This is a genomic window from Lactiplantibacillus nangangensis (assembly GCF_005405065.1).
Classification (GTDB): Bacteria; Bacillota; Bacilli; order Lactobacillales; family Lactobacillaceae; genus Lactiplantibacillus; species Lactiplantibacillus nangangensis.
In genome coordinates this window covers 1-23,058 of record NZ_BJDI01000020.1, presented here as the reverse complement: position 1 = coordinate 23,058, position 23,058 = coordinate 1, and the positions used below count along the sequence as shown (strand labels likewise).

At 45.8% G+C, this 23,058-nt stretch carries 21 protein-coding genes, 1 tRNA gene and 1 other annotated feature; of the genes, 11 read left to right on the top strand and 11 right to left on the bottom strand.

The features are described from left to right. Positions 1-691: 691 nt before the first annotated feature. The gene (locus FFM70_RS13045; protein WP_137606759.1) at positions 692-1,042 is read right to left on the bottom strand and encodes a PTS lactose/cellobiose transporter subunit IIA; all 351 of its coding nucleotides are present in this window, start codon (positions 1,040-1,042) and stop codon (positions 692-694) included. Between the two features lie 115 nt (positions 1,043-1,157). Beyond that, positions 1,158-1,469 carry a PTS sugar transporter subunit IIB gene (locus FFM70_RS13040; RefSeq protein ID WP_137606760.1) on the bottom strand — a complete coding sequence of 104 codons (312 nt, stop codon included), beginning with the start codon at positions 1,467-1,469 and terminating at the stop codon, positions 1,158-1,160. 194 nt (positions 1,470-1,663) lie between these two features. Here FFM70_RS13040 and FFM70_RS13035 point away from each other — a divergent pair, with 194 nt between their 5' ends. Both FFM70_RS13035 and FFM70_RS13030 read left to right on the top strand, forming a co-directional pair. Beyond that, on the top strand, positions 1,664-2,371 hold the full coding sequence (locus FFM70_RS13035) for a GntR family transcriptional regulator (protein ID WP_137617300.1): 708 nt from the start codon (positions 1,664-1,666) through the stop codon (positions 2,369-2,371). Between the two features lie 91 nt (positions 2,372-2,462). Continuing rightward, a complete protein-coding gene (locus FFM70_RS13030; RefSeq protein WP_137617278.1) occupies positions 2,463-3,197 on the top strand; it encodes a glycosyltransferase family 2 protein in 735 nt (244 codons plus the stop codon). Between the two features lie 43 nt (positions 3,198-3,240). Here the strand turns inward: FFM70_RS13030 and FFM70_RS13025 are convergent, their stop codons facing one another. Together FFM70_RS13025 and FFM70_RS13020 are read right to left on the bottom strand one after the other, a co-directional pair. Further along, the gene (locus FFM70_RS13025) at positions 3,241-4,683 is read right to left on the bottom strand and encodes a hypothetical protein (RefSeq protein ID WP_137617277.1); all 1,443 of its coding nucleotides are present in this window, start codon (positions 4,681-4,683) and stop codon (positions 3,241-3,243) included. Between the two features lie 30 nt (positions 4,684-4,713). After that, entirely contained in the window at positions 4,714-5,364 is a 651-nt protein-coding gene (locus FFM70_RS13020; RefSeq protein WP_137617276.1) for a WxL domain-containing protein, read from the bottom strand. A gap of 313 nt (positions 5,365-5,677) precedes the next feature. Here FFM70_RS13020 and FFM70_RS13015 point away from each other — a divergent pair, with 313 nt between their 5' ends. Beyond that, positions 5,678-6,352 (top strand): histidine phosphatase family protein, encoded by a 675-nt coding sequence (locus FFM70_RS13015; RefSeq protein ID WP_137617275.1) that lies wholly within the window; start codon positions 5,678-5,680, stop codon positions 6,350-6,352. Here the strand turns inward: FFM70_RS13015 and FFM70_RS13010 are convergent. Both FFM70_RS13010 and FFM70_RS13005 read right to left on the bottom strand, forming a co-directional pair. After that, the gene (locus FFM70_RS13010; RefSeq protein WP_414672093.1) at positions 6,336-6,833 is read right to left on the bottom strand and encodes a hypothetical protein; all 498 of its coding nucleotides are present in this window, start codon (positions 6,831-6,833) and stop codon (positions 6,336-6,338) included. The two genes, FFM70_RS13015 and FFM70_RS13010, sit on opposite strands and share 17 nt — an antisense overlap. A 642-nt stretch (positions 6,834-7,475) precedes the next feature. Next, entirely contained in the window at positions 7,476-8,297 is an 822-nt protein-coding gene (locus FFM70_RS13005; protein WP_137617273.1) for an HAD family hydrolase, read from the bottom strand. Between the two features lie 157 nt (positions 8,298-8,454). Between FFM70_RS13005 and FFM70_RS13000 the strand changes: the two genes are divergently transcribed. From FFM70_RS13000 to FFM70_RS12980, 5 genes are all read left to right on the top strand, one after another. Continuing rightward, positions 8,455-9,396, top strand: a complete 942-nt coding sequence (locus FFM70_RS13000; RefSeq protein WP_223877504.1) for an AAA family ATPase — start codon at positions 8,455-8,457, stop codon at positions 9,394-9,396. Continuing rightward, positions 9,393-10,382, top strand: a complete 990-nt coding sequence (locus FFM70_RS12995) for a DUF58 domain-containing protein (RefSeq protein ID WP_137617272.1) — start codon at positions 9,393-9,395, stop codon at positions 10,380-10,382. Before FFM70_RS13000 ends, FFM70_RS12995 begins: the two co-directional genes overlap by 4 nt. Continuing rightward, positions 10,375-12,543 (top strand): DUF4129 domain-containing transglutaminase family protein, encoded by a 2,169-nt coding sequence (locus tag FFM70_RS12990; RefSeq protein WP_171002378.1) that lies wholly within the window; start codon positions 10,375-10,377, stop codon positions 12,541-12,543. Before FFM70_RS12995 ends, FFM70_RS12990 begins: the two co-directional genes overlap by 8 nt. Before the next feature lie 105 nt (positions 12,544-12,648). Then, positions 12,649-12,893, top strand: a binding site (T-box leader). A 70-nt stretch (positions 12,894-12,963) separates the two neighbouring features. Continuing rightward, a complete protein-coding gene (locus FFM70_RS12985; protein ID WP_137617270.1) occupies positions 12,964-13,947 on the top strand; it encodes a ketopantoate reductase family protein in 984 nt (327 codons plus the stop codon). A gap of 73 nt (positions 13,948-14,020) precedes the next feature. Next, a complete protein-coding gene (locus tag FFM70_RS12980) occupies positions 14,021-14,950 on the top strand; it encodes a DMT family transporter (RefSeq protein WP_137617269.1) in 930 nt (309 codons plus the stop codon). Between the two features lie 643 nt (positions 14,951-15,593). Here FFM70_RS12980 and FFM70_RS12975 read toward each other — a convergent pair. Both FFM70_RS12975 and FFM70_RS12970 read right to left on the bottom strand, forming a co-directional pair. Beyond that, positions 15,594-16,544: a phosphoglycerate dehydrogenase gene (locus FFM70_RS12975; protein WP_137617268.1), complete on the bottom strand. Its 951-nt coding sequence runs from the start codon at positions 16,542-16,544 to the stop codon at positions 15,594-15,596. Between the two features lie 71 nt (positions 16,545-16,615). Beyond that, a complete protein-coding gene (locus tag FFM70_RS12970; protein WP_137617267.1) occupies positions 16,616-18,526 on the bottom strand; it encodes a hypothetical protein in 1,911 nt (636 codons plus the stop codon). A gap of 236 nt (positions 18,527-18,762) precedes the next feature. Here FFM70_RS12970 and FFM70_RS12965 point away from each other — a divergent pair, with 236 nt between their 5' ends. Beyond that, positions 18,763-19,212: a flavodoxin gene (locus tag FFM70_RS12965; RefSeq protein WP_137617266.1), complete on the top strand. Its 450-nt coding sequence runs from the start codon at positions 18,763-18,765 to the stop codon at positions 19,210-19,212. Between the two features lie 76 nt (positions 19,213-19,288). On the opposite strand, the gene FFM70_RS12960 is transcribed toward FFM70_RS12965, so the two are convergent. Together FFM70_RS12960 and FFM70_RS12955 are read right to left on the bottom strand one after the other, a co-directional pair. Continuing rightward, positions 19,289-19,510, bottom strand: coding sequence for a hypothetical protein (locus tag FFM70_RS12960; RefSeq protein WP_137617265.1), 222 nt, complete (start codon positions 19,508-19,510; stop codon positions 19,289-19,291). Between the two features lies 1 nt (position 19,511). Further along, a complete protein-coding gene (locus FFM70_RS12955) occupies positions 19,512-20,276 on the bottom strand; it encodes a type I 3-dehydroquinate dehydratase (protein WP_137617264.1) in 765 nt (254 codons plus the stop codon). Between the two features lie 212 nt (positions 20,277-20,488). On the opposite strand from FFM70_RS12955, the gene FFM70_RS12950 reads away from it, so the two are divergent. Continuing rightward, positions 20,489-21,925: an amino acid permease gene (locus FFM70_RS12950; RefSeq protein WP_171002379.1), complete on the top strand. Its 1,437-nt coding sequence runs from the start codon at positions 20,489-20,491 to the stop codon at positions 21,923-21,925. A gap of 178 nt (positions 21,926-22,103) precedes the next feature. Then, positions 22,104-22,556 carry a MarR family winged helix-turn-helix transcriptional regulator gene (locus FFM70_RS12945; RefSeq protein WP_223877503.1) on the top strand — a complete coding sequence of 151 codons (453 nt, stop codon included), beginning with the start codon at positions 22,104-22,106 and terminating at the stop codon, positions 22,554-22,556. 45 nt (positions 22,557-22,601) lie between these two features. Here FFM70_RS12945 and FFM70_RS12940 read toward each other — a convergent pair. Further along, positions 22,602-22,674 (bottom strand) — tRNA-Thr (locus FFM70_RS12940). Between the last annotated feature and the right edge of the window lie 384 nt (positions 22,675-23,058).

Below are 23,058 nucleotides of genomic sequence, written 5' to 3'. Positions count from 1 at the left end.
CTTAGGGCTGGAACGTGGTGGGCACGGTTTCGAGCCAAAGTGCGGTCTCGAAAGCCGGCCTTTTACTAACCGGCCGGTAAACCACCGTCAGCTAAGTAAAATTTCACCACTGAGCCCTAAGCACACCCACCCTCTCGGCTAAAATGACGTCAGTTCTATTCTGAATAATTTGTCAACATGGAGCGGCAAGTAATAACGCTTCATTCTGTTGCCAGCTTCTAAACTAGAAACTAGCCTGACAATTTACTAATATAGTTACTTGTTAAACACTCAACCGGTTCTACCAGTTTTAATGCTAAACGAGGCACTTAGATAAGTATAAGACTAAATCACTTGTTAACCCAACCTGCTCTGAATCAAATCAGGAGACTAGTTCAACTCATAATCTAGCGTAAAACTAGTTATTTCACCAAAGCACGTTGCATTCGACCAGTAAACTAGCCGAGAGGTTGCGTTCATTTAGGGCTCAGTGGTGAAATTTTACTTAGCGGGCAGCGAATTTTGCCGGCCGATTAGTAAAAGGCCGGCTTGGGAGACCGGGTTATGGCTCCCAAACGTGCCCACCACGTTCCAGCCCTAAATGAGCGCAACCGGCAGGCGGCAACGAGGCACTAGCCCCGCCAGCCATAATACGAAAGAAGGACCCAACCAACACCATCAAGGTATTCGTCTGGGTCCCCCAAAGAATTGACTATTTATCTTCAGCAGCTAAGCGACGGTATAAATCAACAATTTCACCAGCTAAATCCCGGAAAGTAATGGCATTCATCATGTGGTCTTGTGAATGGACCAATAGTAATGAAACATGGGTATGATCGCCATTGGCTTCGGCAGTCAACATTGATGTTTGCGAGTTGTGTGCTTCAGTTAAGAAGTTGTCGGCTTCTTTTAATTTCGCATCAGCAGTTTCAAAGTCGTTTTCCTTAGCGGCCTTGATAGCTTCAAAAGCTGAGCTCTTCGCATTCCCACCATTAACAATTAATCCCATGATTGTTTCTAAGCTTGCTTCTTTTTCAACTGGTACTTGATTTTCTTCTGCCATTATTTTACTCATCCTTTTAGTTAGCTTATTTCGTGTGCCCACACAATTTAAAATGCTACCGACCGTTGTATAACTAATCCGCTGTCTGGCAGCACCTTTGTTTCTAGTTATTTAATTATTTTGCCATTGAGGCTTCGGCTTCTTTAAGCACCTTTTCGCCGTTCATCATGCCGTAATCTTGCATGTTGATTACTTCAACTGGAATATCAACGCGCTTTTGGAAATCGCTTAACATGTAACGAACTTGTGGTCCAAGCATCAAAATGTCAGGATTCTTTTCAGCTAACTTAGCGTCAGCGTCACTGGCAGCGGTTGCAAAAATTTCTGCATCAATACCGTCTGCTTCAGCAGCCTTTTGCATCTTTGAAACTAAAAGTGAAGTTGACATCCCTGCAGCACATACCAACATAATTGTTTTTTCAGCCATAATAAACACGCTCCTAAATAGTTTTTAAATTATTGTGATTATGCGGTTGCTTTAATAAACCGCTTTCATTACAATTAGAATTATAAGTCATGGGTACAAATTTAACAAGTCCTAATGTTCAAATAAAACGAATTTATCAAATTTGTACCCATAAATTTGGGCTTCAATGACCAATGAAGAAAGAAGTGATTTCTATGTATCGTGATATTGCGACCAAACTCGTTAATGCCATCCAAGATGGTGAATTTGAGGTTAAGCTACCCACAGAAGCGCAGTTAATGACGCGCTACCACGCTAGCCGTAACACCATCCGTAAAGCAATTGATTTAGTCTATCAACAAGGACTTTTACGCCGCGTCCAAGGTAGCGGCTATTTTATTGCCAACATTCAATTACGGCATAAAACTGTTGTTAATTTATCAGCACGAACTATGCCAAGCAGTGCGCTACATCCGCGAAATCTCGTTTCTAAAGTGGTCACCTTTGACACGATCCATACCGACGCCGCTTTGGCAAAACAAATGCAAATTGATGAAGGTATCGAGCTCTATCGGGTGATTCGTTTACGCTACTGGCACGAAAAACTCTATTGCTTGGAAAAAGCCTACTATTTAAAATCAGTCGTGCCCTATCTCTCACCGGAAGCTGTTAACCATTCCATCTGGGACTTTTTAAATGAAGCTTACGGTATTGGCATCGCCAACAGTGACGACTATTTGTCACTCACCAACTTGACGGAAGAAGAAGCCAGTTTAATGCAATTAGACCACGGCGCAACCTATATGGCCCTCGACTCTTGCAACTATTATAAGAATAATAGTTTACTCGATTTTTCGCATACGGTCTTCGTTTATCCGGAGTTAGCGCTCTATTTTCACACCACTAATCTCGCAAATAATTAAATTATCCTCAAAATAAGGCAATTCGCTATAATTTCGTCACACTTTACGGCTATAATAGTAAGGTATATCAAATTATGATGGAGGAATTAGCGTGTCTGCACCCCTATTTTCAGTGGTTGTACCGGCGTACAATCAACATAAATTTATTAATCCTTGCTTGACTAGTCTGCAACAACAAACAGTCACCGACTTTGAAGTGATCGTCGTTAATGACTGCTCAACAGATGACACCGGCGACCAGATTGCGGCGTTAATCAAAGGTGACGCACGTTTTCACGTGATTACCTTTGACCGAAATCGTGGCGTTTCTGCGGCTCGAAATGCTGGTATGGCGGCTGCTAAGGGTAAATACCTCTGCTTTGTTGACGGGGATGATTGGGTCGAACCAAACTTTTTGGCGGCCTTTTTGTCCGCCTACCAAGCGGCGCCAAAATCTCAACTGGTAATCTGTGGTCATTTCGGCTATTTAGCCGTGCCTAGTCCCGCAAAAACCTACGACCAAAAAGACTTAGTGACTAACATTAATTTTGGCACGGTCGGCGGCTTTTCGTGGAACAAGTGCTTTATTCGATCAATTATCACCACACATCACTTAACCTTCAACGAAGAAATCAGCTTTCTTGAAGATCAACTTTTTGCCTTTCGCTATGCCGACTACGTTCAATCAGCCGAATTATTGACCGACAAAACGTACCATTATCGCTGGCGATTCCGAAGTAACTTATCGCACATCGGAATTCCATTCTTTGCTGCTCGCCGCAAGATGATGAAAATCTTGAAGCAAGAAAGCAAGCGTACTTTGAGCGAAGATCTAAACAACCAATAAAAAATCGCAACCCTAGATTAACTTAGGCGTTGCGATTTTTTAATCATTCAGTTGGTGGGACATCGGCTAATCGCCAAGTAATGGTTCCTTGATAATTTCCCGGCACGGCATCCGGACGCGTCTTCAGCAAGACCCCACTGTCAGTCGTCCAACCACCAGCGACGTCGTGGATTGGCTGATGTTGCATCGCCTGACCACGCGCAATGACGACATCAGTCGCATCTAACATGAGTGTCTTGCCCTGTTCTTGATGGACTAGGCCACCCGCGAGTTTTTGATTCTGGTCCTTATCTACTAATTCAGAAACACTGGCCGTTAAAACCCAGTTGCTAGCTGCTTCACGCGTATCCGCCACCTTCAAATGCCAGTCAGATTGCCGACTCGCAACTTGCGATTCACCCGTCACCGTGACGGATTCAAACTTGGCTTTCGCTGACACCTTTTCAAATTTCAGCTCACCTTGAACGATCACAGTTAGTCTGATTGGTTGAATGGCAAGATTATGGTTGTCTTTAGCATGCAGATAGAGCTCATGTTTTCCGGGACCCAAATCGGCCGCTTCAATCACATGTTCAAACCCATTTTCAGCGGTCATCGGATCTATAGCAACTTTTGATAGCTCCTTACCATTCCGGGTTATTTTAAGCCAAACTTTTTTAGTTTGTAACCCACCTTTACGCCAGAACTTCCCTTTGATTACAATACGACCATCTTGTTGAACACGAAACTCTTGTTGTTCCACTGACCCTTCCAGTGGATGCCATTCCACGAGCATGAACTCTGGTAAGGCAAATTTATGGCGCGCACGACTATATTCAAAATAAGCTTCGCCACCTTGAACAATCTGAGTTTTGCCTTTATCAACCGGCTTAGTTTCAACCATGACCGTAACGCTCACCCAAGGATTTTGGGCATTTAGCTGAACTTGCAATGGCAAATCATAATGATCACCGTTCAACTTCAATGAGCCTTTCTTCCCGTTGGCTTGTTCCAATTGTGCACTTTTCGTTACATGCGTATTACTTGAAGGCCAGAAACAAAATTGAGGTTTCTCAAGCGTTGCACCGGTTATCCAGTTCAGCTTGAATTTGTATTGGACAAACTTGCCACCAGTGACCGTTAATCCCTGGACAAGTTCTTGTCCATTGTAATCAGTCGCCACAACCGATTGCGTCGCTTCAACTTGTGGCCCCGCGACTACCGTTGTATCAGTGGTCGACGTGGCGGTATCAGCCATAGTCGTTGGCGTTTGTGGCTTTTCCTCATCGTTTGCTATCGATTCCGAACTCACACCGCTCTGTGATAACTCACTAACGTCCGCCGAATTGTCCTCGGAACTTTCCTGTTTTTCATCAGGTTCGTTACTAACAACACTGCTACTCATCGCTGAGGAACTTTCGGCCGTGACGGCGGCTTGACCAATTATCCCTACAAAACATTGACTAATCAGTAAAACAATCACTAGCCGTCGCCAACCTTGACGCATTTAATTCAATCCTTTCTTTTTATCAACGCACTAATTTGATTTTGGTGCTTCCGTCAAAGTCCAAGTAATTACTGTTCCATAGGTTCCTGGCTTATTTCCGTCTGGAATTTCTAACATGGCATCTTTATACGTTAATCTAAAGATTCCTAGCCCAGTACCTGGTTTGGCAGTCATCACGTTTTTATCGTCACCATTCAACTCAACATTTTCTTCACCAATTGGTGCTTTCGACTGATTGTTGGTATCTTCTGCAGTAATCACTCGATCTTTCAGCGTCATTCGAGCCCCTTTTAAACTATCTTCCGAATTTGCCACGCTCTTATCCTTAAAAGCCGCAATCCTAGCTGTAACGCCATAACCATCAGCCTTACCAGGATTGAACACTCGCAGATTATCCTTAATAGAATTGGTCGTTAAGTTCATCTTTCCAGCTACGATCTTAGTACCTTTAAAATCGATTGTTGGTGAGTCTACCAAGGTGATTTTGTTATCGGACGCTTCTAGTGAAATATCAACATGTGTAGTAGTTGTCGGCTTGTCCGTCCCTGCATCACCAGATGGCTTCCCTGGTTTTTCCGGTGCTGGCTTACTAATAGTCGCACTTGCCGGCGTTGTACTGATAACTAAACCCAAACTTAAAACGGCACCAATTGCTAATAGTTGCTTGCTTGCTTTTTTCATTTTTTAAAACCCCTGTTTTGTTTGATATTTTTGTGATTCGCGCAAATCTTACAGGAAGAATCGTACCAAACTAAATCGTGCAAGTCAAACTCGTGCATTATCGTTACAATTCAAAATTTCTTATAATATTTTTGTTATTTCAATCACTAATATTGAAATAATTTCCCTTATCAACCGCTGTTGACCACAACTAATTTGCTTCCTAGCTAAAAGTCCCAATTATTTTGTTGTCAGCGCTTAACTAAAGCTTGTCGTAATCACTCAACCGCCGTACAATTGAGCTATGACAAAATTAGCCGAAGGGGGCCTTCTCATGGCAATCATTCATCTTTATCTTGTCCGCCACGGTCAAACGGAACTCAATGCCGCTAACCGCTTACAGGGCATTTACGATTCAAAATTGACCACTAAGGGGGTCCGTTCTGCACAACGCTTAGCGAGAATGCTCGCAGACGTCCATTTTGACGCAGCTTACATTAGTGATCTCGGCCGTGCCCAACAAACCGCGCGCATCATCACCGCTTTGCATCCTGAACTAAAAAAGCCGACGATTGACGTCGGCTTACGCGAATTTAACTTTGGTGGCCTCGAAGGCACTAAAAACACTTGGATCGTGAACCAAGTGCGCAAGCAGCTTGGTCCTGGGACTTTTGTCAAGCTCATGTTAAGTAAAGAACGCTTTGCAACGCTCTTGTGGGTCTTCAACTCTTTAGATCAAACACGGGCCGCTGAAACCTTAGTCGGCGTCACAGACCGAATCAACCGGACTTTGCGGCGCATCAGTCTCTTTGAGTCACAAAAGTCTGGCGAAGACCGCAACGTTTTAATTGTTTCGCATGGGCTAGTCCTCAGTGCCTTTCTTTACCAATTAAGTCCCCACGATCTCCCCGCACGACTCTTAAAAAACACCAGTGTCACACGGGTTGATTATAATGATCGTCAATTTAAACTAATCGATATTAATATCACACCTAAGAAACGGTCTTAACCGTGTTCAATCGCTGAACCTCAGTTGAGCCGGTCCGAAATTGCAAACGCGCTTGTAGACCGAAAAAGGCTTTGATTTTCCGTTGTAATTCTTGTCCGGTCGCATGAACCGTGGCGTCATCCGTCTGGGCATCCCCAATCACGATTAAGACACGGCTACTTTTGGCATCTAAATTTGGTGGTAAGATGGCTTGATCTTGATCTAACAAGGTAACGGGTTGGTCGCGCAATGCTTGAATTTGAACGGGTTCAGCCGGAATAACGGCCATGTCCCAAGCTTGCATCTGCACCGGATGACGATCGCCAATTAGGACTAATAAATCTGCCAGTGCGCTTTGCGGCGTCGCTGGGGTTAACTGACGTAAGGCCAGTTGTTTTTCAATGGCTGGGTTTAACTCACGGTTATCAATGCCAGTTAGTGACAAGATTGCCAACGGCACTGCCGTGTTGCTCGGTAAAATTTCTATCTTCAACAAAGTCACTTCCTAAAAAACACTTTCCATCTATAAGTGTGCCAAATCTCGCTGGAAAGTCAATCAACGATACCCTGCTAATAACAAAATTTTAATAATTTAAGTCAGTCGACCCACTATTTTAGGTGTATTTACCCCTAGCAATTAATTTCGTTTCTGACGAAAAAGTGATAAATTTCAGCTGTTTTTGACGTTAACTTGTCGCTAATTCTCATTGAACTTTTACTTAAAGTTAACAGATGAAAGCGTTGTAAAGGTTGGTATCATCATGTTAGCCGTAATAACAAGTTTTCAGTGAAATCATCGCCAGCCAGGCTAAATCCACGACAGCGAATAAGTTGCAGCCAGATATATAGGGTTGGTCCAAAAAAACAAGTCGTTTAATCATTCAAAAACCAGCCTAGTCGGAGATTGCCGCTGATGGCATCGGGCGTGAAGGTGGCGTTAGAGCGGTGTTTTCCCGGTCTTACACCACGGACCGGCCGGGACACTTGCGGTTTTGGCAAGGGTTCCGGGCGAGGGTCAAGACGTTCCTCAGGCTTGGCCCGGTCCCACGCCCGCATGTCATCAGCGACAATCGGAGACGACATTTAGATTGTAATCTGACCTAACTAAAAAAACTTCACGCTAATCGTGAAGTTTTTTTAGTCATTAGTGTGCGGTTTCCGCAAAATAATCGTCCAAGAACTGGGCTAAACCATCATTATAGTTGGTCCCCGTGACATAATTAGCAATTGACTTCACCTGTGGTAGCGCATTGCCCATTGCGACTGAGTACTTAGCTTCAGCCATCATCCCAACGTCATTCAAACCATCGCCGAAAACAAAAGTGTGGTCGGCATCGACCTGTTGTTCCCGTTGGATCTGTTTGACCGCCGTCCCTTTATCCGTGTTTAACGGAATCATTTCAATATTATTTGGATTCGATGACGAGAGACGTAATAGCTTACTACTGGTCAACTTTTCACGGGCAGAATCTAAGCGTGACATATCTTCACGGCTTAAAATGACCCCGTTGGTAATCTGATCTTCAATCTTAGCCAACTGCGTGAAACTCTTGACCTCGGCATAACCGATCGACGTTTCATCCGCATCGAAGTTGGCTGCGTTCCGAGCCACGAACCGTGGAATCTGTTCAGTATAATAGGCCATTTCGGGTGTGAACAACATCATTGGTAAGTTGTCTCGGCGAGCAATCAAATAGGCTAATTCAACGGCGGCACCACCTAATTTGGTAATTTCACGACCTTGGGCGCCATCGAAAACGGCCCCATTTGACGTCACTAAATGCACGTCTGGATTAATTTTGTTACGCACGATCTTAGCGAGTTCATACATCCGCCCCGTTGCGATGTAGAACATGACATCTTGTTTTTGCAGCCGTTCAATGGTGGCTTTCGTGTGTTCTGTCACATATTGATGGTCTGTTAATAAGGTGCCATCAATGTCCATAAAGACTAGATATTTTGGCATGCGCTAATCTCCTCCTACATTTTTACAACCTTAATTGTACGCTATTCGAGCCAATAATGGAAATCGCTTACAAAAGTGAGTCTTCCAAGTCATCTTTGGCGCCTAAACAGTGTATTCTGAACTTATTGAATTCAACCAAAAAACGGAGGGATTTTCAGTGGAAAATCAAGCAATCGAGCGACTCTTAACGCAAATCCAACAAGTCGTCGTTGGTAAATCTGAAATCATTAAATTAACGGTGACCGCCCTCTTAGCTGGCGGCCACGTCCTGTTTGAAGATGTCCCTGGCGTGGGGAAAACAACGCTGGCCCGCGCTTTGGCGCGCAGTGTCGCTGGTGACTTTAATCGCATCCAGTTCACGCCCGACCTCTTGCCAAATGATATTCTTGGTGTCGCCATCTTAAATCAGCAAACCACACAATTCGAGTTTCATCCCGGTCCAATTTTTACGACCATGCTACTGGCTGACGAAATCAACCGTGCGACCCCGCGGACCCAATCGGCCCTGCTGCAAGCAATGGCTGAACGACAAGTCACCCTCGACGGTCAGACTTACGACCTGCCAGCGAATTTCTTCGTCTTAGCAACTGAAAATCCGAGTGAATATGCGGGCACGTATCCGCTCCCTGAAGCTCAACTGGATCGATTCTTATTTAGCCTACAAGTGGGCTATCCCGCGACCAATGATGAATTGGCGCTGTATTCCGGTGATGATCGCCAAGTGCAATTACGTCAATTACAAGCCGTCTTGTCAGAAAGCGATTTGACCCAATTAAAGCAGGCCGTCGCTCAAGTCACGATTGCACCAGCTGTGACCCAATATGCGCTCGCACTTGTTCAAGCGACGCGTCAACAAGCCGAAATTCGCTTAGGTATCAGTCCCCGTGGTGGCTTAGCCCTGTTGCAAGCGAGTCGGGCCTACGCCTTTTTGAACCAACGCAACTATGTCCTACCAGACGATATTCAAGCCATTTTAGTGCCGACCTTTAGTCACCGTTTAGTGCTCGCTAATGGCGCCCAATCATTGTCCGCCAAACAACAAGTGGTGACTGAACTGATGCAAACAATCCCAGTACCAACTAAGGGGACGAGTCGATGAACTGGCTAAAATCGTCTTTTCATAATAGTGGCCTAATCATCTTCACCGTGATCATTTGCGGCTACGCGGTCAGCTTTAATAACGCCACTGGTTGGGCGATTGCTTGGATGGTACTGGGGTTAGACCTGCTCAGTCTACTCAGCCTGTTACCCCGACTCTCGCGGGTGACGGTACAAGCTAAACTCATCCCGACCGCGACCGGTCAACTTTTAGCCTGTACGCTCCCCAAAAGTTGGCGCACGGCCAATGTGACTTTAAGTTTAAATGACCCCGCAATCCCGGTCACTTTCAATTCAGCCATGCGGCGATTTGAGACCACCATACCGTTATCTCGCGGCATTTATACTGACATAACCGTTACATTGACTAAGACCGACCCCTTACACTTACTCATGAAAAAACATCGCCAATCGTTAAAGACGATGTTGATCGTCCCACCACAACCACGGCCAGTCGCCGCACAAGCCTTATTTGATCAACTGCAGCCCATCTTACGGACCAACCAAGCTGGAACTAATGATCAACCAGGCTTCGAGACGCAGGACTTTCGCGCGTATCAGCCGGGCGACCCTAGTAACCAGATCGACTGGAAGCTCTCCGCTCGCCAACAACAACCGATGCTACGCGTGCTCAATTCTGATGAGCCACAGTCTTGGTGTTGGGTCTTTTTGGCAACTACTGACGACCAACTCGAAGACCGGCTGGCGGCTTTTTACAGCTTCGTCCAATTAGTCAGTGCCTTGCCAGGGCAAGTTCTCCTGATTGGGCAAACCCAACAGTTGATCACGCCAACCGCCACTGAAGCTTTTGCGAGTTATCAGCCTTATCGTGCAACCGACCTGCCAACAACGGCCATTCGGCAACACCGCGTTGTGGTCTTTGGTGATGACAGTCCGTTAAGAACTGCTTTGGTCACCGCGTTACAACCACATAATGCTCTTGTCACAACTGTTCAGTGGCCCAAAGGAGGTGTGGCCGATGCCTGAAAAAGTCAAAACAGCGCTCACGGCCGCCTTACACACTGGCCTACTGGCGCTGCCACTAACCACCTATACCACGGTCAATACTTTCCAGCACCCTTGGCCAATTCTAATTTTTCTCGTGCTTGTCAATGCCTTGATTCTACTTGGCACTTGGTGGCCACGACTCGATTTGCTTTGGATCGGATTGATTGTTGCGAGCTTCATCGGCAGCTGTTACGCCAGTTATCCGCTCAAACAAGCCTTTTCGTTTAATTGGGCGCAACATTTCATGAACAATCTGATCCAACAAACCAGCACTTTTCGCAACGCCGGTAGTACCCAAATGATGCCGATTTTGCTGAGTATGGTCCTGATCATGGCGCTCGTCATTGCCTTGACCCTCTTAACGGTCCGTTGGCAACAACCGTATTTAAGCCTGCTGGTCAGCCTCAGCTACCTCTTAGCCGTCACGTTATTTGCCACTCGTAATGAAGTTAGTTCAATTGCAGCCGTCGTTGGTTTAGCGGCTGCCCTCCTGCTCGTCCGCGCGCACCCGCGGGTCACTTGGACGAACGCAATTTATCTCGTTTTATCACTCGCCTTAATTTTCGCTGGCACCACCCTCAATACTTGGGGACGGCAACCACTCAAGCAGCTATCTCAACAAACCGTTGCTTGGCGCAATACCCTCAGTAGTCATGGTTTCTATAACTTTTTAGAGAAAGCGGCAGCTGCTAAACGGACCGGCTTTTCTGAAGACACCACTACGCTTGGCGGGGCGATTCAAGATGACAATAGCGTCGCCTTAAAAGTGATTGCTAGTCAAAGTCATTATTGGCGGGTCGATACGCGTGACACCTATTCAGGACAAGGTTGGGAAGTCGATAAGTCGACCAAGATCAGTCGCAAACCGACTTTGACTGATTCTGGCTATTTGCAAACGCCAACGAGCCCTAAACAAGCCATCCAAGTAAACCTAGCAGCGACTGCAACCTACGTCCCCGTCAGTTATGGTGGGACCACTTGGGCCGTGAGCAAGTCGCAGCAAAAACGGCATGGTATTGGCTATGCCAAGCAACGTGGACGGCTTTACATCAATCTCAGCAAGCAGCCGCTCACCAAGCTCAACTATGCGTTCCAACCGCAACAATATACGGCGGCCCAGTTGAAAGCTGCAACCGGTGAGCCGACCGAGGAACTCGATGAGTCCGAAACCGATCTCCCGGCAGAAGTGCCCAATCGCGTCAAAATACTCAGCGAAAACCTGATAAAAACGGCCCCAACGCAGTATGCCAAAGTACAGGCGTTGCTCAGTTATTTAAAAAATGATAACCGCTTTACTTATACGAAGATGGATACGCCCGCGACCCCCAACGACCGTGACTACGTGGATTACTTCCTGTTCACTAGCCAACGCGGCTATTGTGATAACTTTTCAACCGCACTCGTCGTCATGTTGCGTGAAATTGGGATTCCCGCACGTTGGGCCCAAGGGTTCACCGGCGGGTCTCGCGGTCAAAAGACCAAAGACGGCCGCTACCATTATTCAATTTTGAATTCAAATGCCCACTCGTGGGCCGAAGTTTACTTTACAGGAATTGGCTGGGTACCATTTGATCCAACCCCCGGCTATCAGAATCCAGGACTCAAAAAAGCCACGCCGAAAGCAACCGCTAAAACAAACAGCAGTTCTCAACAGTCTAGCAGTGTTAGCAGCAGTAGCCCCAGCACCAATGTCAGCAGTTCTTCAGAACAATCAACAACCAGCAGTCCCGCCGCACCCAAAGCCATTAAAAAGACCAACCGGACAACGGCCCTACCTTGGCTATGGCCGAGTTTACTTGGGTTGTGCCTCATCGGTGGTCTCACGACGCTTTGGTTGCGCCGTTACCACGTTTGGCTAAGACTCATTAGTTGGCAACGACCTTGGCGAACCCCGTCGCAGAGTTATCAACAATTACAACATTGGTTCGAGCACCAATTACCTCGTGCGGCTAGTCAAACTTTAAGCGTTTATGCGACCCGGGTCGATCAATACTGGCCACAGCTACACGGCCAGTTCAGCTTGGTCACCCAACAAATTCTGCAACAACGTTTTGGTCAAGTGACGCCCCTAACCCTCGACAGTAACCTAAACGCCGTCATCAAGGCCTTACAAAAGAATCCTAAGTCAACTAACCTTTAAACGGTCATTTCAATCGGTCGTTGCCGAAGATTCTTAAGAAATTGAAGTCCAGCGTTGACAATTTTTCAAAAGGCGTGTAGATTAAGGAACAATTAATATTTGATGAGAAAAGCAATGAGCAGTTCAGTAAAATCAGTCCGACCGTCAAGCGAGTCTGAGGTGGTGTAAGCAGACCGGTTACCCTGATTTGAATATCGACTGTGAGCGTGAAGGCTAACCCTAATCGTCATAACCTTCAATGGTTGCACCCATTATCGTGCCGCGACTCGCAACAATTTGGGGTCGTTTTGAGGTCAACAATGTGAGTTGTTGACGAAAACCGGTGGTATCACGCACTTAGCGCCCGGCAGACGTACAATCGTCTGCTGGGCGCTTTTTTCATCACATTTAATTAAATCAATCTAAAGGATGGTCATACATATGCATTTTACAGTACTCGGCGCAGGCGCCATGGGATTACGTTACGGCGTTTTATTACAAGAAGCTGGCAATCAGGTCGATTTTGTCGATACTTGGGAACCTAACGTGGAAAAGATGCATCAACAGGGCGGTGTCTACGTTTCACGCGATCATCAGAACCGACACTTGGTCCCAGTCAAAGTTTATTATCCAGAAGATTATCATGGTCAACCGGATGTCTGGGTCGTTTTCACGAAACAGATGCAACTGGCAGAATTTCTCAAACGAACCGCCCACTGTTTCAACGACCAACAATACGTGCTCACTTGCATGAATGGTATGGGCCATGTGGAAAAATTATTACAGTATTTCAAACCAGATAAAGTTTTGGCGGGAACGGCCTTAGTTGCGACCGTTTTGAATGGCCCTGGCGACGTCGACTTCATCGGCGCGCGCGGTGCTGGCACGATGAATCTCGCTAACTACACCGAACAACCAGACGAGATGACCCACCGTGTCGTTGCCGAACTGGAAAAATGTCAATTTAATCCTAAACTGACAACTAATTTCCGCGGTACCTTGCTCGCAAAAGTTGTTTTCAATTCCGTCGTCAATACCCTTTGCACGCTTTTTGAAATCACGATGGGCGAATATGCCGCGTACCCAGGTGCTGATGAACTCAGCAAACAGCTGATCAATGAAGCTTACGATGTTTGCGAGCGGGACGGTGTCACTATGTTGAATACACGTGCCGAAGAATTGGCCTCCGTAAACTATGTCAGCAAAGTTGCGAATCCGCTCCACTACCCATCAATGTATCAAGATATGTCGCACAATCGGCCAACTGAAGTCGACTATATCAACGGTTACCTCGTTAATCTGGGCCAAAAGTACCACTATCAAGCGAAGACGCACGCCTTCTTGACCCACTTAGTCCACCTCGCAGAAACGACCCGGCAAGCGGCAGCGACTACGGAAACCACAACGGATGCCGCCACGGCTTAATTTTTAAATCCCCTTTTCCAAGTCAAATCAGTTACAATGATGATTAGACAGTTTGACTTGGGAGGACGTACTAATGGAAACGACACACGAAATCAAAGGCATTTTGCTTGCTAGCGTCAGTGCCACCTTTTGGGGTGTCTCAGGCGCCATCGCGCAGACGCTCTTTGATACGACCGACATCAACTCGATTTGGCTAACCGGCATCCGCATGCTAGGCGCTGGAATTTGTTTATTGCTCATCAGCCTCGTGACTAAAATTGATCTCTGGTCAATTTGGCACCATCCGAGCGACTTATTACAAGTTGCCGGTTACACCTTGCTAGGATTAATGCCGGTTCAATTCACGTATTTTCTAGCTGTTGAAGCGAGTAATGCGGCAACCGCGACTATTTTACAGTTCACCGGTCCGGTTTTTATCGCACTCTGGTTAGTCATTGCGCATCAGCAATGGCCGACTCGTTCGGAAGGGCTCGCCATTTTGTTAGCAATCATCGGCGCATTTTTACTGGTGACTCATGGTAATCCCGCCGCATTAGTCATTTCCGGCTGGGCATTGATCTGGGGACTCCTTTCAGGGGTGACCTCCGCGACCAACACGTTGATGCCGGCCAAATTACTGACCAAATACAGTGCGATGACCGTGAATACTTGGTCGATGCTACTCGGCGGGATTCTCTTCAACTGCATTCAGCCGTTCTGGAGTATCCACGTGCCATTAACGCTTGGCAACATTAGCAAATTAAGCTTTGTCGTGCTATTTGGGACTTTGTTAGCCTTTCTATTCTTCTTACAAAGTCTGAAATATATTCAACCGACCGTTGCCAGTCTACTCGATGCGTTTGAACCGTTATCCGCGACCGTCATTGCCGTCGCCCTCTTAGGCGTTAGCTTTGAATGGTTGGATGTGTTCGGCAGTCTGCTGATTATCAGCACCGTGTTCATTTTAGCCATTGGTCAGCGCCACAATGATCGTGCGGCTTCAGATTTCCGTGAGCATCCGTGATTTTCGATTGATTGCCGCTCCGGGTGGTCCGGCTGAGGCTGGAACGTGGTGGCCACAGTTGCGAGCCAAAATGCGGTCTCGCAAGCTGGGCTTTTACTAAGCCGGGAAAAACCGCCCGCCTAAGTAAAATTTCACCACTGAGCCTCAGCCAGTCCACCCTGCGCTAAATCGGCTCAATTCTCGGATAGCATTCAATAGCTTAACAATCACAATGACTAGTTAAAAAGGGCTGTCGAGACTTGGATAATCCAAGTTTTGGCAGCCTTTTTGATGCTCATACAAATTTTACAATTGAATTTGGTATATCCTTTATTAAAAACAACTAGAGCTTAAAGTGCCGATTCTATCGTGCATCCAGTAATACTGGCGTTGGTTATGCCCCAAATGGACGCAATCCACTCACCACTCATTCGAAACAGTTAACTAGCTGTAGGTTGTTGTTGAGTACATCGGCCGTGTGGGCGGCGTTTGACCGGCAATTTTCCGGTCTTACACCACGGACCGGCCGGAAGATTTGCGGTTTAGGCAAAGCTTCCGGGCGAGGGGCAAGACGTTTCTCAGGCTTGACCCGATCCCTCGGCCGCATGCACTCAACAACAACCGGAAGCGACATACTGATACGACCACCTTCAATTTAACCAGTTTAGTACCCTCGTGATAAATCGACTTGATTGCGGGAAAGTTGCCCCGTTTTCACATATTGACTGAAGTTCGCCTGAAAGATTGGAAAGACAGTCTCACGAAAATGTTCAATTTGACCCGAAATATGCGGTGTAATCAACACATCCGACCGTCGCCATAGTGGGGAGTCCGCTGGCAAAGGTTCTGGTTCAGTGACGTCCAACGCAGCGAAACTCAATTGTTTTTGATCCAAGGCGCGACTCAAATCCGCCGTCTCAACTGCAGGGCCACGGCCAACATTGATCAACATTGGGCTTTGCTGCAGTTGCTCAAATAACTCATGATTGAACAAGTGTGTGGTCGTCGGCGTTAACGGTAAAGCATTCACAATAAAATTAGCTGTTTTTAGAACTGGACCGGTTGCAGTCAAGGCAACCGTTTTCCTGAAATGGGGTGACGGGTGGCCGGTGGTATTCACCCCTACCACTTGCATCCCAAAGGCCGTCGCTTTGGCAGCCAATGATTGACCAATCTGACCAGTACCGTAAATTAGCAACTGCTGACCAGTTAATGTGCTCGTCGTCATGGGTAGCGACCATTGCTGGGCACCTTGCTGATTTTCCCAAGCAGCATGGTAACCACGAACGACCGTCAGCATTGCAGCCAAGACCGATTCACTAATCGCATCCGCATGAATCCCACTCGTATTGGCAACTAGCACCCCTGCCGCAGCTAATTTGGCTAGAGGCAAATAATCCACTCCTGCTGAAATAACTTGGAGGAATGCTAATTGTGACTTAGAACTCGCTAAAAATTGGCTCAACAACGGATGATTGCCATACATCACCACAACTTGATCATATTCCGCCGGCGTTAACGTCGCTGGTGTCTTGAATTCCCAATCCGGATAATTTTTGATCAACGTTGCTAACTGTTCCGGTTTGGTTGCTTGACTCATTAAAACAATTTTCATCAAAACACTCCTCTCAAATTTAGACAAAAGACGCAACGTTTATATCAACGCTGCGTCCTTCCAGTTGCTTTTTAATTAGACGACGAATAGGTGCTGACACCAGTACTGTCACTACTGTCAGTACTGCTGCTAGTCGTGTTATCAGTTCCATAAGAAGTTGATGAACTACTGCTTGACGAATAGTCGTTGTTGTCATAATACGTCGAGGTGCTTGAACTATTAGTAGAAGTCGTTCCCGTATCATTACCAGAAGTCGTATCCGTTGTGCTTGAATAAGTTGTGTCACTTGACGAGCTTGAATCATCACTCGAATAACTCGAAGATTCAGGTTCACTGTAACTTGAACTGCTGGAACTGACTGCATTGGCAGCACTCGTTGCTGCAGAGTGTTCCTTCTTAGCCAAGGCTTTGCGATCGGTCGTTAACCGTTTGTAGTCATCCGCCGCTAATTGCGCCTTAGTCCGGTAAGGTTTCAAATGTTTGAGGACCTTATCGAGATCACTCGTAGAAACACTGCCCTTAAGCTTGTCTTTGCTGTTGTACAGTTTCTTGAACTCGGCATCAGCCTTCCGAACTGGTTTAACAATCTTAGCTGTGGCCATTAACTTTTTATCATACTTTTTAGTAAAGTAAGTCTTGCGTGTCTTGAGGCCAGAATCCGTGATAGCTTTCTGGGCGTTGGTCACATCGGCCATCGTCACACTAGCTTTGACTAATTTATCTGTATTGTATAACCCATCATATTGCTGACGAACTTTCAACATTTTGGCCGCATTATCATGTTGCGTTTGTAGGGCGGTCTTCGAGTCCGATTGCTTCATTTCATCAATATACGTTTGTAATTGTGCTAACTTTGCTTTTGACGCATCGGCCCGTATATCACGTTGCGCGCTTGAGGTATAAATGTCTTTAACCACCGTTTCAGCGTTAGTCCGCGCATTGGCTTCTGTCGTCTTCGCCCGATTGAACATGAAGAACGCGCCCAAAGCCGCCACAATTAATAAAACGACCCCAGTCGCAACTAACTTACCATTTTTACGTTGCTTAGGTTTTTGATGTGGCCGTGACCCTTTTTTCTTCAAATGAGGATTCTCACTGGTCTCATCATTTAACGCCTCATTAGGCTCATTCTCACCATGACGTGCCAATCGTGACATCGGTTCAATATCAACTTCATCGCGACGTTGGCGTGGCGCCTCACTGCCGCCATTTGGTTGTTGATCACCATAAAGTTCTTCTCGTGACAACGGCAATTCAGGCGTTGTCTCATCAGAGTCAGGATGTTCTGCACCATGAACAGAAATAACCGGTTGGCCTTGACCACTGACGGCATTCGTCGCTGCAGCAGCCTGTGATTTCCGACCAGCGGCAACGCGGGCCGTACTGTTAGCCAGTGAAATCGTGCTAGTGGCCGCATCTGGATCGTCCGCAGACTTGGGCGCCGCCGCTCTAACGACACGTCCTTGTTGTTTGCCAGCAGATTCAGCCACTAAATCTGGCTCAATCACGGCTTCACTAACCGACGCACGTGGTGCCGACTTAGCAGCCTGTCGCGGCGTAATTGTTGCTTGCGCCGAATGGGCTTTAGCTGGCGCTACCGGTTTCGTTACTTGTGACTTAGCGTTTACATCAACTTTTGTCGCCTCACTGACTGCCGATTCGGTTACAGTCGCGGCAGGCCCCTGTTGTGAAACAGTTGCTTGTGATTGAGCGGCTGCTGATTCTCGAGCTTCTCGCATTGCTGCACGCGTTTGTGGTGCTGAGGAATCAGCCGACTCAGCTGTTCTGCCCGTCGTTGAAGCGCCCACTGAACTTGCTGTTGGTTTCGCAGCACTTTCAGCAGTTGGTGCTGATGACCCCTTTAAGTCATAGGCCAATGGAATTTGTTCACTATTTTGATCTTCATTATCGTCTGGAATTGGTTCGGTAATCGAATGCCATAACCGTTTTCCGAGACCCATCTTTTTTGATTTTTTAGACAATTTAATTACCCCTAGCTTACGTCAATTTTCATTTTTAACTTAAGGTTTACTCACTTACCGGGTAAAACCGCTGTTTAGTCGGGTTAAACCGACTAATAATAGTTAAATTATAGCATGGAATGGGTGCCGGAGAAACCGCTCTCGGTCGGCTTTTCCGAATAAATGTCGCTTAATTTAATTTCAGATTAAAATTCTGTTATAATCGGGGTATCACTTTTTGAAAGCGAGGGGTTTACATGGCAACTGCCAAAGTAATTTTTGCAACTATCACGGGTAATAATGAAGATGTCGCTGATTTGATCACAGAAAAGTTTGAAAAGCTGGGGATTGATGTCACCCAGGAAGAGATCTCACAGGCAGATGCCACTGAGTTTGAAAAAGTCGACATTTGCGTCGTTGTCCCCTATACATATGACGAAGGCGCACTTCCTGAAGAAGGCCTTGATTTCTACGATGATTTACAAGATTTAGATTTGACTGGCAAGATTTATGGTTGTGCCGGCTCGGGTGACACTTTCTACGAAGATGACTACTGCCGTGCCGTGACGGACTTCAGCGCTGCATTAGCTAAAACGGGTGCCACTAAAGGTGCTGATGATGTCTTCGTCAATTTAGCGCCTGAAGGTGACGATATTCAACGCTTAGACGCCTTTGTTGAAAAACTAGTGGCCGCACAAAATAACTAAACCTGTTTCTACTATAATAAAAAGGTGACTCAGAAAGGCATAACTTTCTGAGTCACCTTTTTTAAGGCTGTCTGATTTATTTGCGTCGACGCTTTAATAGCCGTTGCCGAAAATAATTATAGCTTAGTTCAACAATGAAAAATAATACTGAGATACCCACGATATCAATTAGGTAGGCCCCTAAGCGATAACCGACTTTTGCAATCCAAACGTCATAGGGTCCCTGGATCAGTAGAAAATAAATCATCAGTGTCTGGATAATATAACTCGTGTGCCGCCAAATCGACTGCCACTTCATTTTAGGAACCCCCTTCGACCGTTGCTAACGTCTGTAAGGTCTGTTTCAATTGACTGACTGGTAGTTGACCGGAACCCCCAACGCGACCGACACGACCAAAGACTAGCGTCGACCCAAATAGTTGCCCACTAGCGGCAGCGTAGCGTCCCAAACTCCCAGTCGCGGTCACTACTAAAGGTAAGCTTAATTCGGTCCCCGCCGTGGCAGTCGCTGCCATCAACGTCAATAGTGCGGTGGCGGTTTGCGGTTGCATCCGTACCCGGGCAATATCAGCCCCTGCAGCAGCCATCGTTTGATAAGCGGTCACAATTTGAGGTGCCGTTGGCATCGTTTCAACATAGGTCTCGCTTAAAATCAATTTGATCTTTTGCGCACGCATTTGTTTGGTCAGCGCCATAAAGCGCGTTTTGGTGACCATGCCCATATCAATTTCTAATGCATCAACCAAGCGATTATTGACTAAGGTCACAGACGTTTCATAATAGGTCTGCTCATCAATCGTGGCTGACTGACTCGGCGATTGTAACGTCGCAATCAGCGGAATCGTTCCCAAAACTTGGCGCAATTGAGTTGCCGTATTAATTAGCTCAGCACGGTTTTCTAAACCGTCTGCACCAGTTAAGTCCCACTCAACGATTTGTGCCGCCGATGAAAGGACCTGTGCCGCCTGACCAATCAAGGTCGAACGCTCGGCTCCCCGCAAAACAACGCCTATTTTAGGCATTCCAACGGTCAAAGGCACCGTTCCAATTGTTACACTCTTCAAACCTATCCCTACTTTCACCCAACTTTAATAGCCGCTAAATTCACATTTTTTCAAGACTCCTCTTCTATAATAGCAAATTTTCGCCATTCTAACAGCTAAACCTCATTTATTAAATGGAAATGTTACCGCTTTCTCACATTCAAAAAATTAATTTGTCAACGCTTCCATTGCCGATTTATAATAAGGCGTATTCATACTAAAAAAGGAGCAAAATTATGAAAACCGAAAAACAGCTACGTTGGTCCAACATTGCGCTAATTGCGTTCGTGGCCGTCTGGGGCTTGGGTAACGTTGTTAATAACTTTGCGTTACAAGGCTTATCAGTGGTCACTTCTTGGATCTTGATCATGATCATCTACTTTGTCCCTTACACTTTGATTGTGGGACAACTTGGATCAACCTTCAAGGAAGCCGAAGGTGGGGTCTCATCCTGGATTCGGGCAACGAGTACTAAGCGTTTAGCTTACTACGCCGCCTGGACCTACTGGATCGTGCACGTTCCATATTTGGCCCAGAAACCTCAAGGGATTCTCATTGCCCTCAGCTGGTTATTTAAGGGTAACGGGAACTTTATCAACAACACCCCAGCATTAGTCGTTCAATCCATTTGTTTAGTGCTATTTTTGTTCTTCCTCTGGATTGCTTCATTAGGATTAACGACCTTGAAACGCATCGGGAGTGTCGCTGGTACCGGGATGTTTATCATGTCGATCCTGTTCATTATTTTAGCCGTTTCAGCACCATTGATGACTAAGGCCACCGTTCAAACGCCAGATATGCTTTCAATTAAATCATATCTACCAAAATTTGACTTTGCTTATTTCACGACCGTTTCCATGTTAGTCTTTGCGGTCGGTGGGTCTGAAAAGATTTCACCGTACGTTAACAAAACTAAAAACCCTGGGCGTGAGTTCCCACTCGGGATGTTGATTTTAGCCGGTATGGTTGCCGTCTGTGCCATACTTGGGTCCTTTGCCATGGGGATTCTGTTCAACTCAAATGATATTCCTAAGGACTTAATGGCTAACGGTGCTTACTATGCATTCCAACGTTTGGGTGCTTTTTACCATGTTGGTAACCTCTTCTTGATCTTATACGCAATTGCGAATGTTTTAGCTCAAGTTTCCGCATTAGCCTTCTCAATCGATGCCCCATTAAAGATTTTGTTAGGTGATGCCGATCCTGAATTTGTTCCTAAGAGCTTAAGCAAGATGAATAAAAAAGATGTTCCGATTAACGGTTATATTATGACCGGTGTCTTGGTCAGCATCTTAATTATCATCCCGGCCCTTGGTATTGGAAACATGAACGAATTATTCAACTGGCTCTTAAACTTGAACTCCGTTGTGATGCCAATGCGTTACCTCTGGGTCTTCCTGGCTTACATCTTATTGAATAAGCATCTGAAAGAATTCAAGAGCGATTACATGTTCTTAAAGAACCCACTGATTGGTAAATTAGTCGGTGGTTGGTGTTTCTTATTCACCGCCTTTGCCTGCATCTTAGGGATGGTGCCTAAGACTGATATGGCTGCTAACCCTAGTGGCTGGTGGTTCCAATTAGCCTTAAACATCATTACCCCAATCGTCTTCGTCGCTTTAGGTATGATTTTACCATTAATTGCGCGTCGTCATCGGACAACCGCTTAACACAAAAACGACCAACATTGCTGAGATGTTGGTCGTTTTTTAGTTTGCGTGATAAAACGCTACCAATTATATTCATTTAGATTTATGATACCTATGTAGAAATAAATTGACTAATGTTATAATTAATTTGATGCAATTAATTGATTTTAAAGGAATTATACCTTCGAGGAGGATTGGCATGAACGACAAGTCCAAAATGCTAAATGACTTTTTAAAATATTATTCAACCGTTTTACGTTACATGGATGATTACATTTCAGAACCAATTACGGAATTCCATTTAACGTTTGATGCATTTCTAATTATGCATGAGATCGGTACTAGCCCCAAGCCCTTATTATTAATGGACATTGCCGCCAGTCACCACGTTTCACGCAGTGCTATTTCACGACAGATCAGTATCTTACTCAAATACGATTACGTCTACCAAGTGGCCAATCCAGCAGATCGACGGCAGAAGAGTTTACTGCTCACTAAGAAGGGCCAAGAGATCGATCAACAGCTGATCGCAGCCATTCAGAACGTCTTTGATGGCTGGGTCAAGCAACTAGGCCATACACGGGTAGAAAGCATGCTTGCCTTCTTTAGCGACTTTACCAAGCAGGTCATTCAGACACCCGCCCACAACTAAAAAAAATCACTTAATCGTTATCGATTAAGTGATTTTTTTTAGTTAAGCCGTTTAGCAGATTTGAACTGCCGACCTCTTCCTTACCATGGAAGTGCTCTACCTGCTGAGCTAAAACGGCATTTGCTCCTTAAATAGTATAACAAACCACTAATCAATTTCAATGCTTAGCGCATTCTGTTTCACGGTTATGACCCTCCGCCCCCACTCATTAAGACTGGCTGTTGGGCGATGTTCACCATAAATAGACTTGACCACTCTGACAGTGTTGCTCCTTGCGATAAAGCTTTGCAGCTGTTGCAATTGCAACCATCAAACAGCATAAAACCTGAGACTTCTCGTACTCGCTGAGGGTTGCCTTTTAGACTCACACAACTATAATCAGACCTCATTTTTTCGTTTTCACTTATCATAGTAGCCCACTCATCGTAAGCAGTAAATAAGATGACGTATTTTATGGTCTCCATATTCTTGATATCCTTAGGTTATCAAAGTTATGGAGGTT